Annotated in this window: 10 protein-coding genes; 6 read left to right on the forward strand and 4 right to left on the reverse strand. The window is 61.9% G+C overall.

From position 1 onward, the window contains the following. Positions 1–28 precede the first annotated feature (28 nt). Both cobK and O8W32_07705 read left to right on the forward strand, forming a co-directional pair. Entirely contained in the window at positions 29–2,002 is a 1,974-nt protein-coding gene (gene cobK / locus O8W32_07700) for a precorrin-6A reductase (protein ID WII09045.1), read from the forward strand. A 17-nt stretch (positions 2,003–2,019) separates the two neighbouring features. Next, positions 2,020–3,366 carry a cobyrinate a,c-diamide synthase gene (locus tag O8W32_07705; protein WII09046.1) on the forward strand — a complete coding sequence of 449 codons (1,347 nt, stop codon included), beginning with the start codon at positions 2,020–2,022 and terminating at the stop codon, positions 3,364–3,366. Between the two features lie 41 nt (positions 3,367–3,407). Here the strand turns inward: O8W32_07705 and O8W32_07710 are convergent, their stop codons facing one another. Next, a complete protein-coding gene (locus O8W32_07710) occupies positions 3,408–4,190 on the reverse strand; it encodes a ZIP family metal transporter (protein WII09047.1) in 783 nt (260 codons plus the stop codon). 128 nt (positions 4,191–4,318) lie between these two features. Between O8W32_07710 and O8W32_07715 the strand changes: the two genes are divergently transcribed. The 3 genes from O8W32_07715 (at position 4,319) to O8W32_07725 (ending at position 7,996) form a co-directional block, all read left to right on the forward strand. Then, entirely contained in the window at positions 4,319–4,702 is a 384-nt protein-coding gene (locus tag O8W32_07715) for a CopG family ribbon-helix-helix protein (protein ID WII09048.1), read from the forward strand. Positions 4,703–4,840: 138 nt separating this feature from the next. Then, on the forward strand, positions 4,841–6,583 hold the full coding sequence (locus O8W32_07720; GenBank protein ID WII09049.1) for a hypothetical protein: 1,743 nt from the start codon (positions 4,841–4,843) through the stop codon (positions 6,581–6,583). A gap of 108 nt (positions 6,584–6,691) precedes the next feature. Beyond that, positions 6,692–7,996, forward strand: a complete 1,305-nt coding sequence (locus O8W32_07725; protein ID WII09050.1) for a cation:proton antiporter — start codon at positions 6,692–6,694, stop codon at positions 7,994–7,996. Positions 7,997–8,172: 176 nt separating this feature from the next. Here the strand turns inward: O8W32_07725 and O8W32_07730 are convergent, their stop codons facing one another. Then, positions 8,173–8,343, reverse strand: coding sequence for a preprotein translocase subunit Sec61beta (locus tag O8W32_07730; protein WII09051.1), 171 nt, complete (start codon positions 8,341–8,343; stop codon positions 8,173–8,175). Positions 8,344–8,467: 124 nt separating this feature from the next. On the opposite strand from O8W32_07730, the gene lysS reads away from it, so the two are divergent. Beyond that, positions 8,468–10,018: a lysine--tRNA ligase gene (gene lysS, locus O8W32_07735; GenBank protein ID WII09052.1), complete on the forward strand. Its 1,551-nt coding sequence runs from the start codon at positions 8,468–8,470 to the stop codon at positions 10,016–10,018. Positions 10,019–10,181: 163 nt separating this feature from the next. Here the strand turns inward: lysS and O8W32_07740 are convergent, their stop codons facing one another. Both O8W32_07740 and O8W32_07745 read right to left on the reverse strand, forming a co-directional pair. Then, positions 10,182–11,270: a DNA topoisomerase IV subunit A gene (locus O8W32_07740; protein WII09053.1), complete on the reverse strand. Its 1,089-nt coding sequence runs from the start codon at positions 11,268–11,270 to the stop codon at positions 10,182–10,184. Next, positions 11,267–13,315 (reverse strand): DNA topoisomerase VI subunit B, encoded by a 2,049-nt coding sequence (locus O8W32_07745; protein ID WII09054.1) that lies wholly within the window; start codon positions 13,313–13,315, stop codon positions 11,267–11,269. Before O8W32_07745 ends, O8W32_07740 begins: the two co-directional genes overlap by 4 nt. Positions 13,316–13,382 lie beyond the last annotated feature (67 nt).

A 13,382-nucleotide genomic window follows, 5' to 3' on the forward strand; every position in this document is an offset into this window, starting at 1 on the left:
ATTAACGGGATAGCCCATATGCCGGAGCATGGCAAAGGCACTGGTCTTCGCGGGCACCACCGAAGGCGGGGACATAACAGAGGTTCTGGCCGCGGCGGGCGTGAAGGTTCATGCCTGCGTGGCCACCGAATACGGCAGGACATCCGTCCGGAAAGCGGAGGGCATCGAGGTCTCCGCGCACCCGCTGGCACATGATGAGATGCTCGCCCTGATGAAGGAGTATCCTGTGGTGGTCGACGCCACCCATCCCTATGCGTCGAGGATATCTCAGCACGTCAGGGAAGCATGCGCGGAGGCAGGCGCGGACTACATAAGGCTGGTCCGCCCCGGGTCCGATGCCGGCGGCGCTGTAATAGTCGGATCGGTCAGGGAGGCCGCCGAGTACCTCAGTGACAAGGAAGGGAACATCCTCGCCACGACCGGATCCAAGGAGCTTTCGGAGTACACGGCCATACCGGATTACCGGAACAGGGTGTTCGCCCGCGTCCTCTCGCTCCCCAAGGTGGCCGAGGAGTGCGCGGCCCTGGGGTTCGAGGGGAAGAACATCTTCCTCATGCAGGGCCCGTTCTGCGAGGAGCTCGACTACGGCATGCTCCTGCAGACCGGCGCCAAATGGCTGGTGACCAAGGACTCCGGCGTCCCCGGCGGTTTCGGCGAGAAGATGCGCGCCGCCGCCCGCGCAGGCGCCAGGGTCGTCCTCGTCGGCAGGCCCCCCGAGCAGCCGGGGCAGGGCTTCGCGGAGACCGTCCGCATCCTGGAGGAGAAGCTTGGTGTCCCTCTGCAGATGCCCAAGCGCCGCATCGCCGTCGTCGGCATCGGCGTGGGCCCCGGGACCGGCCTGACCTCCGCCGCGGCCGAGGCCGTCCGCTCCAGCGATCTCGTCGTCGGAGCAGGACGCATGCTGGCTATCCCGGAGGCCGAAGGCAAGCCGAAGCTCGAGGAATATGCCGCGCCGAAGATACTGGCATATCTGAAGGACCATCCCGAGTACAGGAATGCCGCCCTGCTGTGCTCCGGCGACGTCGGGTTCTACAGCGCCGCCCGGCAGATGCTGGAGCAGGCCGACCCGGAGGAGTTCGAGACCGAGGCCCACTGCGGCATCTCGTCAGTGCAGTACATGTGCGCCCGCGCGGGCATCCCGTGGCAGGACGTGAACCTGGTCAGCGCCCACGGAAGGGACGCGAACGCGGCGGGAGAGGTCAGGACCCACCCCGTATCTTTCCTGATACTGAACGGCGCCGAAGGGACCAGGGAGGTCTGCAGGCAGCTGAACGGGTACGGTCTGGAAGATGTATCGGTCGATGTCGGCTGCGACCTCGGATACCCGGAGGAGATGTTCGTCAGCGGGCATCCCGCGGACATCCTGAAGGCCGAGCTTGGCAATCTGTGCTGCGCCCTTGTGTTCAACCCGAGGCCCGACACCAGGGACCCGATCGGCATCCCGGATGCAGATTTCATCAGGGGCGATGCCCCCATGACCAAGTCCGAGATCAGGTCGCTGTCCGTGGCCAAGCTGAGGCTCTCCCCCGATTCCGTCGTCTACGATGTGGGGGCGGGGACCGGCTCCGTATCGGTAGAGATGGCGCTGGCGGCATACCGCGGCAGGGTCTATGCGGTGGAGAAGGAGGAAGCGGCCGCGGATCTCATCGATGCCAACAGGAAGAAGCTGGGGGCGCCCAATGTCGAGATCGTCAAAGGCTTCGCCCCCGAGGCGCTGGAAGGCCTTCCGGCCCCCACCCATGCGTTCATCGGAGGGTCCTCCGGGAACCTGAAGGAGATCGTCTCCTGCATCCTGGCCAAGAACCCGTCCTGCCGGATAGCGGTCAATGCCGTCACCCTCGAGACCCTCTCCGAGATCCTGGAGATACCCAAGGCCTGCGCCGCCGACCAGGAGGAGATCGTCTGCGTGAACGCCGCGGGCGCGAGGCATCTCGGCCGCTACAGCCTCATGACGGCGCAGAACCCCGTGTACATAGCGGTCTTCAGGGGGCGCGGGAACTGAGCGTCCGTCCCCGCGTGATGATCGCCGCGCCCTCGTCGGGGAGCGGGAAGACCACCGCCGTCTGCGGAATCCTGCAGGCGCTGGTCAACCGGAAGATGAAGGTCTCGTCGTTCAAGTGCGGGCCCGATTACATCGACCCGATGTTCCATGAGAAGGTCATCGGGACCAAGTCCAGGAACCTCGACAGCTTCTTCACCGACGACGGAACGCTCCGCTACCTGTTCGTGCGCGGGTCCGAGGGGACGGACATCTCGGTCATCGAGGCGGTCATGGGCTTCTACGACGGCAGGTCGACTGACTCCGTGATCGGCTCGTCGTATGAGATATCAGAGAAGACCCAGACTCCCGTGATACTGCTGGTCAACGGCCGCGGGGCTGCGATCTCCATCGCAGCTATGGTCAAGGGCTTCAGGGACTTCAGGCCCAACCTCATCAGGGGCTGCATCCTGAACAACGTCAGCGCCCAGACCTTCGCTTCGCTGAAGCCGGTAATCGAGAAGGAGACCGGGGTCGAAGTTATCGGATACATACCCAAGCTGAAGGACATGGTGCTCAGCAGCAGGCATCTCGGGCTTGTTCTCCCTGATGAAGTGGAGGAGCTCAGGGACGGCCTGAACAAACTGGCCGGCATCCTCGAGGAATCTCTGGACATCGGGAGGATCATCGAGATCGCCGGGACCGCTCCGGAGATCTCCGGCGAGGCTCCCGCCCACGGGAAGCTGGACAGGACGGTGAAGGTCGGCCTGGCCTCCGACGAGGCGTTCTGCTTCACCTATGCCGACAACATTCTGCTCCTGCAGGAGTGCGGGGCCGAGATCGTCCCCTTCTCGCCCATGAGGGATGCCCGCATACCGGACGGCGTGGAGGGCATAATCCTCTCCGGAGGGTATCCGGAGCTGCACGGCGCCGAGCTCAGCGGCAACACATCCATGCTCGAGGACATGCGCAGGAAGATCGGCGCCGGGATGCCCGTCCTCGCCGAGTGCGGCGGCTTCATGTACCTCCACGAGAGGATGGAGGACGCCGACGGGAAGGTATGGCCGATGGCCGGCATAATCAAGGGAGAGGTCAGGAACACGGGGCACCTGAAGAGGTTCGGCTACGTCACCCTCTCGTCGGAGGACCCGGGATCCATCATCGCAGGCGGGGTGAAAGGCCACGAGTTCCACTACTGGGACAGTTCCAACTGCGGCAGCTCGTGGAAGGGCGTGAAGACGTCCGGCAAGGTCTACGACTGCGGCCATGAGGAGGGGAACATATCGGTCGGGTTCCCTCATCTCTATTATTATTCCAATCCCGAAGTCCCCTACCGCTTCCTGAAAAGATGCGAAGCGTGGGGCTCCGGGAAGAAGGCCCGATTGTAAAACAGAACGGGCCGGAAAGGGGCCTGCGCCCCTCTCCCGGCTCAGATATCGACGCCGCCCATCAGCGATTCGCTGACCAGGGCGACGGCGAAGCAGATGGCTATCCCGATCAGGAAGATCAGCATCTGCGTGTTGTCCCTCTTCTCGTGGCGGAACGCCTCCGGGATCATGTCGCACATGGTCACGAAGGCGAAGATGCCGACGGAGAAGCACAGCGCGATGCCGGCGGTCTCGAGCCCGCCGGTGTCCATGGCGAAGTACGACACGATGGCGGCCAGCGGGGATATGGCGCTGAAAGCGACAAGGTACAGCCAGGCACGGTTGTGGCTGTGGGACATGAGCATGGTGGAGGACAGGGAGAACACCACCACGGACTTGTGGAGGCACAGGGCTATGAGCACCATGATGCCGACATCCTCTCCGGCGATGAACGCCGCCGCGAGGGCGAGGCCGTCGAAGAAGGAATGGATCGCGAGGCCGATGAAGGCCGAGAGCGACGTGATGTCGTGCTCCGTCTCCTCGCAGGCATCTTCTTTCATCAGATATTTCTTGACCAGGAAATCCGCTACGAACAGCAGGAGGAACCCGCAGAGCATGGCGACGGCCATGGTGTCCTCGGAGACTCCGTTGTCCCAGCTCCTCTCGAGGGCCTCCGGGAGCAGCATAAGGAACAGCACTCCGACCATCACTCCCGCGCTGAACGTGATCAGGCGGTGCAGGTCCCTGTGCTTCTCCCTTCCGATGATGAAGGGGATCCTCGCGGCCGCCAGGGTGACCGCGAATATGACCAGTGCGAACACTATGATCGCGGTGTCGTCGTTCATGCTCCGCCCATTCCCTTCTTTTATTATTAAAAGATGTTTGACTTGTTATTAACAAACGCTTCCGTGCGGCTTCTATGTTATTAATCGGTTTGCAATCTCTTAATAACATCCACATGTGTAACTCGGACATGGCGATTGTGAGCGTTTCCCTCAGCGAGGAGAACATTGCCGAGCTCGACAGGATACAGGAGACATTCGGATTCAGCGGGCGCTCGGAGGCTGTCCGTGCGGCCATCGCGTCCGAGATAGAGAAGATGGACGACATGGAGAATCTGAAAGGCCTGACGGAGGGGGTTCTCATCACCATCCGCCGCGACCATTCGGACCCGTGGATGAGCATAATCCAAGCAAAGCATCAGGACGCCATCAAGACGCAGCTCCATTCTCACCTGAAGAACAAGAAATGCCTCGAGGTGATGGTGATCTCCTGCGACGCCGAGGACCTCAAGGAGATGCTCCGGGAGATAGAGCGCACAGGGAAGGCGGACTACGTCAGATTCGTGAGCGGGTGACCCTCCGAGAACATAGCCAGATGCCGATTTTTTACAAGCGATGGCTTCCCGTCCGCGCGGCCGTCGCGCTCCGTCCAGCACATGCTCGGAGAATCTATTAAATATCGACTTTCCGATAGAGTTGGCGGATGGATTCAAATGCACTCGGGAAATGCATTAGCGGACAGCGTCAGCGCTGTTTTTTCGAAGATAGCCGGCAAGCTTAAGACTCTGGGGCGGCGCATCAGGCTCTCCGTCGAGAACGAGGACGAGGAGCTCGAGCCCAGGGACTTCAGCTCTCAGCGCACGGCCCGCATATCGTCTCCTTCGGCCCGCGGGCTCGGAGCAGGCTATGAGGGGAAGGACGGGAACGGCTCGCCCGTCTACATCAGGAAGCAGTCCGAGGACGCGGACTTCGGCGGAACGCCGGAGTACACGCCCGTGTACAGGCCGGTCTACGACGACCAGATGAAGGGCTTCGAGACCACCGAGGCCCCCGCCGCCGAGACCGATGAGGACATGCCCTTTATGTTCCAGAGGAAGAGGCCCGAGTACAAGCGCGTCGATTATACCAAGACCGAGGTCATCACAGGCGAGCCGATCAACCAGTACAGCGATGATGCTGTCCCCGACGGTCTCATGGACATAGGGAAGACCGCGCCCGCCGAGGCAGCCCCTGCAGCGGAGGTCCCGGAGGTCCCTGTCGCTGCCGCTGTTTCCGATCTGACCGAGGAAGCGCCCGCTGCCGAGGTTTCCGCAGAGGTTCCCGAGGCCCCTGTCGCCGTCATCGAGGAGGTGCCTGCAGAGCCTGAGGCGGCTCCCGTCACAGAGATTCCCGAGGTTCCAGCGGCTGTCAGTGTCTCCGACCTGACCGAGGAGGCCCCCGCCGTTCCTGCGGCAGCAGCATCGGAAGCTCCTGCCGAGGCTGCCGCTGTTCCCGAGGCGGAGGTCCCTGAGATTGCTGAGGTATCCGTTCCCGCCGAGCCTGCAGCGGAGGTCCCCGAGGCACCTGCAGAGGACTCTGCCGAGCCCGAGATCAGCACTGACGACATCATGTTCCAGCTGGCCATCGCAAGCACCGACGCAGAGGCCCTCTATGCCGCGATCGAAGAGGCAAGCGCCTTCGTCCGCCCCGAGGCCATCGCGGCCGAGCAGTCTGAGTACGAGGAGAGCAGCGTAGACGCGGCCCTCCTCAGCGAGGCCGCTGAGGCGGTTCCCGCAGCAGAGGTCCCCGCCGCCGCTGAGGCGCCTTCCGAGCCGGAGCAGCCCGCACATCCGTACAGGATCCCGGAGACCGGCATGCTGGCACTTCCTGCCGCGGTCTCCGTCGAGGCCCTCGGTGCGCCTGCAGCCTCCGCGCCTGCCATCGCCGCGGCGGCCGAGGTGCCTGTCCTGCCCGCTCCTTCCGCATCCGCGCCGGTCACCAGCACCGTGGTGGCCGTTCCCAGGCTGCCCAAGAAGACCCTCGAGGAGCTCGAGGCGGAGGCGTCCGAGCGCCAGCCCTTCCCGGAGCCGTCCTCCGAAGGCATCGCGGCCGGAGAGGACATAGACTACATCGTCCCCTCCTCGCCGCTCAATGTCGCCGAGACCAGGATGACCGGCACCGTGTCCGGCGTCAGGACCAGGACCGTCACCGAGATCGTCGACCTCGACCGCGACCTGCTGTTCACGGCCAGGGGCGACATGCTCAGCGACGAGATCCTCTCCATGGACTGCACCTCCGACGATGACTCGGAGCTCCCCGAGGACGGCCTCGAGGGCTATGACCGCAGGTTCAAGATCAGGATGAAGCCCCAGCCCAGGGAGGCTCCCCGCGCCGCAGTCCAGATCCCCCCGGTCCTGATGAAGATGGGGTACGTCCCCTACCGCTTCACCGGCGACCTGAGGTCCCTGAGGCACTGAACCTGCCGGGCCTCCCCGGCCCGGAAACATCTTCCGCTGTTCCTTTTCCGTCATTCCGCGCGCGCGGACTCGTGCGTTTTATAAGCCCAATCCAGATATCTCTTCCCCATGGAACTGCTTCCGATCCTTCTGATGCTGGTAGTGCTCTTCTTCTTGGCACGCATCGGAAACCGTGTCGTTGAGCACTTCGGCATCCCCGGCCTTATCGGGGAGATAATCGTCGGCATAATCATCGCCAACCTGACATTCGGGGACTGGTCGCTGCTCGAGGACGGCCTGGAACTGATCATGCCGGAGCCCGGGGAGGACTCCACGAACACCAATTATTCCGTGCTCTATGCTCTGAGCGAGCTCGGCGTCATCTTCCTGCTGTTCTCGGTAGGCCTGGAGACCAAGGTCAACGACCTGCTGAAAGTGGGCAAGAGCGCCATGTACGTCGCGGTGCTGGGTGTCATCGTCCCGTTCATCCTCGGATACGCCTACATCGAGCTCAACGACGGGAACTTCCACCATGCGATGTTCCTCGCCGCCGCCATGGTCGCCACCTCCGTGGGCATCACCGCCCGCGTCATCAAGGAGATGGGGATGATGAACAAGCTCGAATCGAGGATCATCATCGGCGCCGCCGTCATCGATGATGTTCTCGGCATGATCGTCCTCGCGATCGTCAAAGGGGTCGCAGGGACCGACGGGGGCATATCCGTCGGAGCAGTGGCCGAGGTCATAATCGTGGCCGCGGTGTTCGTCCTCGTGGCCATCGCCTTCGCCAAGTACGCCATGCCGAAGATAGTGGACAAGGCGGCCGGCTACGCGAGGAGGAAGGAGAAGACCCAGGGAGTCGATGTGTTCGCCATCGCCATCCTCGTCTGCCTGTTCATGGCCTGGCTGGCGGAGTCCATCGGCCTGGCGGCCATCATCGGGTCCTTCCTCGCCGGCATGCTGTTCGCCGATTACGCCGAGAAATGGAACCTCAGCCACAAGGTGGACGTGCTGACCACCTTCATGATCTCGTTCTTCTTCCTCCACGTCGGGATGCAGGTCAACATCAGCGACTTGAAGGACACCGAGGTCATCATCGAGGCGGTGGTGGTCATAATACTCGCGGTGATCGGCAAGTACGTCGGCTGCGGGCTCGGCGCCAAGGCCGCGGACAGGAGCCTGTCCAAGAGCTCTGTCAACATCGTCGGCGTGGGCATGATCCCCAGGGGAGAGGTGGGCATAATCGTCGCCTCCATCGGCCTGAACACCATCGTGGACGGCGCGCCTGCGCTTTCCAACTCCCTGTACACGGTCATCGTGCTGATGGCGGTCGCCACCACCATAATCGCGCCTCCGATCCTCTCGAAGCTGTACGCGAAGAAGTACCCGCCCGAGGCCATGGAGCTGGAGACGGACAACAACTGCCCCATCTGATGAAGGGGCGCCGGGCCTAACGGCCCGGAACATTTTTTATTTTCTTTTTCAGCCGCAAGGAATAGGTTCCGGCGGAACAGACCCAGCAAGATAACAGGCCGATGATAATTATTGCAGCGGATGCTTCGCGCATCCGCCGGTTCTTTAAGAAAATAGGGGCGATGCCCCAGTCCCGCTCAGTTCACAGGGATGAACACAGGCAGGACGATGATGAGGATGGTGAAGGCTATCGCGAGGGCGACGACCGTCCTGGGGCCTACCTTGATTCCTTTCTGATCTTCGGAGTCGAAGTACCTCATCAGCCCTGCGGACGATGAGAAGGATTGGCCCTTGTCTTCTTTTGCCATTGCGCTTTCGTATCATAGGACCGTATTTAATATATTCCCTTATAGGCGCGGAAACGGATCCTCCCGGACGCCCGGATTTGGGCAAATAATTTTTATAAGATACACCTAGACGCGCACGATCGCAATGCACTGGGCAGACGTAATCGCCAAGGACATCGCCGAGAAGGCGGAGCATCCCCTCATCGCCACCGGCATCAGTCCCACCGGCATCATTCATGTAGGCAGCCTCAGGGAGGCAATCACCGGAGAATCCATCAGGAGCGCCGTCGAGGGGCTCGGGAAGGACGTCAGGCTCATCTACCTCATCGATTCCTTCGATCCTCTCAGGAAGAGGTACGATTTCCTTCCGGCGGAGTACGAGAAATACGTCGGGATGCCCATCTGCAGGATACCCTGCCCCTGCGGGAAGCACAAGAACTACGCCCACCACTTCGTGCAGCCTTTCCTCGATGCAGTCAACGACCTCGGGGTCCACTGCGAGATCATCTGGACCTCCGACCTCTACAGGGAGGGCAAGTTCGACAAGGCCATCGACCTGACGTTCAAGAAGAGGCAGCAGATCATCCAGATCCTGCACGAGGTCTCCGGCAAGCCCGCCGACCCCAACTACGCCCCGTACAACCCCATCTGCTCGAAGTGCGGCAGGTACACCAAGCCCATCTTCGACACGTACGAGTACCCGTACGTCGAGTACCAGTGCAGCTGCGGGTTCCACGGCAAGGCTGACATCCGCACGGACGACGGCAAGCTGACGTGGAGATGCGAGTGGCCGGCCAAGTGGATGATCTTCGGCACCTCCGCCGAGCCCTTCGGGAAGGACCACGCCGCCGCTGGAGGGTCCTACGACACCGGGAAGAGGATCGTCAAGGAGATCTTCGGATGCGAGCCCCCGTACCCCGTGCCCTATGAGTTCGTCCAGCTCAAGGGCGTCGGGCAGATGCACAAGTCCACCGGCTCGTCCGTCACTGGCCTCGACGCCATCAAGATGACCCCTCCCGAGGTCCTCAACTACCTGTTCCTCAGGGTCCTGCCGTCCAGGGCCATCGATTACGACTCCGGCCTGGGCCTCCTCGACATGGCCGACGAGTACGACCGCATGGAGGTCGCCTACTTCACCAAGCAATACTCCGAGGCGGAGGAGAACGCCGTCCGCGCCTACGAGATCGCTCAGCACAACCACGTTCCCAAGAGGCAGCCCGTCGAGGTGTCCATGAAGCACCTGTGCAACGTCGTCCAGATGGCCCCCGGCGACTTCGAGAAGCAGCTCGAGATCGTGAAGAGGACCGTCGACCTCTCCGATGCCTCTGCCGACGACATCGCAAGGCTGAAGGTCAGGTGCCAGTGCCTCGAGTTCTGGCTGATGGCCTTCGCTCCCGACGTGGTCAAGTTCTCGATCCAGAAGACCATCCCCGCAGGCACCAAGCTCATGATGAACGACAAGGGATTCCTGCAGTCCCTGGTGGCGAGGATGAACGACTGCAACTGGGATTCTGACACCATCGTCAACATCATATCCGAGTGCGGGAAGGCCTCGCCCATCGGCATGAAGAACGCTTACAAGGTCATCTACAACCTCATCATCGGCAAGGACAGGGGGCCGAGGCTCGGTCCCTTCCTGGCCTCGATGGACAAGCAGTTCGTCATAAATAGGTTCAATCAGGCCGCTTACAACTGAGCGGCCCCGGGGGACCGGGTCCCCCGATTTTTTTTCCATTTCATCCGAAGCATGCGCGGACGTGGATCGCCCGCGGGTGTCCGAAATAAGGCCTGTATGTCTGTCAGGCGGTCATGCCGGGACATGACGGCCGTCCGATATCAGCGGACGGCCGCATCCACCGTCACAGCAGACCGAGGGCGCTCAGCTTCTCGGGGAGGTACGTATCGGTTACGTAATCCAGCCCGTACTTCGCCAGCGCCTGCTGCTCAGCTTTCTTCCCCATGTCGAGCATGGCGTGGATCTCGCTGTCCCAGAACTCGTCGTTGAACCTCGGGTCGGAGAGCTCCGCATGGAGGGCCCCGATATCCTTGTCGTTCAGCTTGTCGGTCGGGAGGTCGTAGTTTAGGATGTCTGACGCGGTGATGCCGATGAACTGGGCGGTGGGAGTGGCCAGGTAATCGGAGATGTGCGCGGTCTTGATGGCCCCGTAGGCGACGGAGGCGAAGATCCTGAACGACCACGGGTCGCCGTCGGTGAAGACCACGACCGGGAGGCCGTTCTCCTCGTTCAGTCTCTTTATGAGCCTCCTGGTGGACCTGGCGGGCTGTCCGGAGAGGTGGACGAGGCAGCAGTTCGCCCTCTCGGGGAAACCGTTCTCGATCAGCCTGGCGTACATACCTCCTGTCTCCAGGGCCATCACGAACTTGACGTCCTGGCTCTTGATCTGGAAGGTCTCGTTCTCGACGCTGTAGGGCACGGCGAAGCCCTGCTCGGACACATCGTCCATGCAGTTGATGTCCTTCATGCCCTTCTTCGTCATGGTGCGGAAGGTGACGTTCCCGTAGACGTGCGCGCCGGACTCCTCGGGCCTGAGCTTGAAGTCCTCCCTCATGCAGTGGGTCATGGTCTCCAGGTCCTCGGCCAGGAGGTTGCCTTCGTCCTGTGTGTGGAACTTGGCCGCGTACCAGCCCTCGGAGATGTAGTACATCTCCCTTAGGGTGGAGGACTTGTTCTCCCTGATCATCTCGTTGATGAAGTCGGTGGTGTAGGCCGTCCTCAGCATGGTCGTGGCGCCCTGGGTCGTCTTCGCGGTCCTGACGGTCTTCATGCTGCCGTACTTCCAGACCTGGGTCATGGGGTCGAACTCGATGTTCCTCTTCGACCTCAGCGGGAGGGTCATCGTGGGGATGTCCCCTCTGTCCAGGGCATCGTACACACCGGTGGCGACCCCCGTGAGCTTCTCCATCGCGTCCTTCTGCCTGTCGTTCATTCGTCTCCCTCCTCTTTCTCGAATTCCTCTTCTTCCAGTTCCTCCTCCTTCTCGGACTCTTCGTCGGAGTCGTCCGCCGGGACGTCCTCCTCCGACTCGGTTATCTCCATGCCCTTGATGCCCCAGTCCCCGGGCAGGGCCTCGGCGCCCATGACTATGACAGGATTGATCCCGGAGACGTAGATGTCGTCCGGGTCGAAGGTGTCGGCCATCTCCCCGGTGAGCTCGAAGGAGATCTGCACGGACTTGGAGGATTCCAGGTCCCTCACCACCCACTGCGTCTTCCCTTCCTCGTTCGAGGAGTCGTAGAACGGCGATCCGGTCACGCGCTCGTTGACGCAGTCGGCTGGGAGCGCGGCATGGAGCATGAAGGTGTGGGGGCGGACCGTGTAGTTGTAGATGGTGTAGCTGATCGCGTACCCCTTCTCGGTTTTCTCCTTCTTCGGCTCTATCCATACCACGTTCATGATCTTCGTGATGGTGCGGCTGAGGTCAGGCACCGGCCTGCCGAGCTGGGCGGAGATCTTGTTCGCCAGGTCCGGGAGGATTTTCTGGACGATGTCGAACTTCTCGTGGGTCTTGCTCTTGCGCTCCATCTTGTTCAGGTGCGACTTGAGGTTCCTGGCGACCAGCCTGAGGGCGTTGATGATCTCGTCGTAGATCTCCGGGATGGAGGCGATGGCCTCCTTCCCTTCGGAGGTGAACGGGACCTTGGTGGATGCGACGTGCACGAGGATGATGGCGGGGCCGAACGGCATGCCCTTCCCGCCTCTCTGCTCCAGGCCGTACCTGCGCCAGTCGAAGTCCTGGACGGCCTTGGTTATGACGTCCGCGCCCTGCTGGTAGAGCAGGGGGACGCGGTTGGCGAACCTCATGATGGTCACCTGCCCGTCCGAGGGGATCTCGCCTCCGTAGACGATGCCTGCTTCGACGGTGAACGGGTTCCCGGACACCGCATGGGCGGGGCGGGTGACCGGGGTCGCGTAGTATTCGGGGCGCAGTCCGTCGAGGATGTGCATGAGCCCCTTCTTGATCAGTATGTCCCCTATGGGCGAGAGGCAGTCGGCGGGCGGCTCCATGATCTTCGTGTCCGCGATGGCCGAGATGAGCTTCATGCTGCCCTCGCGGCCGAGGTCCGCCGGTTTCGATGCGGGGTCGACGCCTGCTTTCTTGCAGATGTCGTTGGCGATGCGGGCGGTCATCCTGCAGAAGTCGTTCTTCAGGAAGTCCCTGACCGTGGGCTGCTCCGAAAGGGAGGAATAGGTCATCATGTCGCCTATCTCCATGCCTTTAGGATGGGGCTTGATCTCGACGGCCTTCGGCGGCATGATGTCCGTCGCCCTCTCGAAGGTGTAGACCTTGCCGTCGGGGTCGTGGAACTCGATCCTGGCATGGGGGTTGACGATGGCAGTCTCCTTCAGATACTCGAAGATGGACTGCTTCCCGGTGATGTAGCGTCCTTTGGTGGTGTACTCTATGAGCGTCCCGTGGGCCTTGTCGACCCAGGGGAACGGGCGGTCGTTGGTAACGATCGGGCGGTTGGTCTTCGTATCGACGGCGATGTCCATCTCCCAGGCTACCTCATCCTCGCCCTCGATCCTCGAAGCGATGTGGGCGGGCCTCCCCGTCGACACGTTGGCGTACATGACGGTGGCGGAGATCCCGATACCCTGCTGCCCCCTGGACTGCCTCATGGCGTGGAAGCGGGAGCCGTAGAGCAGGCGCCCGAAGACGTTCGGCATGGCGCGGTGCACGATGCCGGGCCCGTTGTCCTCGATCGAGACATGGAAATCCTCGTCGCCGACCTTCGATATCTTGACAATCACGTCAGGGAGGATCTCGGCCTCCTCGCAGGCATCCAACGAATTGTCGACCGCCTCCTTCACTCCCATCAGGAGCGATTTGGCGCGCGAGTCGAATCCGAGGATTTGCTTGTTCTTCTCGAAAAATTCGGTGACGGAGATCTCATGCTGTTTGTCGGCGAGCTCCTCCGCGGTAGCCCTCCGAGTCCTGGACGCCTTTGCCGTCCCGGTATCGTTTCCCATCGGACCTCCAATGGGATTGAAGTTTATTATCGTTGCCCAGGATATCAGCGGTATATCATCTGGCACA

The organism is Methanomassiliicoccales archaeon LGM-DZ1 (assembly GCA_030168595.1).
In the GTDB taxonomy this organism is placed as follows: Archaea; Thermoplasmatota; Thermoplasmata; order Methanomassiliicoccales; family Methanomethylophilaceae; genus Methanomethylophilus.